Origin of the sequence: Bartonella sp. AA83SXKL (genome assembly GCF_042196965.1) — a bacterium.
In the GTDB taxonomy this organism is placed as follows: domain Bacteria; phylum Pseudomonadota; class Alphaproteobacteria; order Rhizobiales; family Rhizobiaceae; genus Bartonella.
The window spans coordinates 1-335 of the sequence record NZ_JBHIRG010000138.1; positions in this window are offsets into that span (position 1 = coordinate 1).

Sequence of the window (335 nt, forward strand, 5' to 3'; positions counted from 1 at the left end):
CACATAACATCTTTTGAAGCCATTGCTATACTCTATAGTAAACCTCCTTTGATTCCCTTTTTATCATATGGCTTAATTGAGCTACAAAAACGAGGTTTTTTAAGAATGCCTTTTTCTTTTTAGTTTTGTTAAGCAAATTTATTTGAAAATTTTGACGTTTTTAAATTTTTCAAAAATTGATTTAATTCTGATTGAAACTAAAGAATTGTTTCATTTTTTGATTTTGGTTTAATATTTTTTTCTGTGTGTAGATCGTTCAATCTTTCTGTGCAATCTTGATTCAACAAAGCATAGAAAGTGCGTTCTTAAGTGTAATGCATGACGTTATTTTCTTT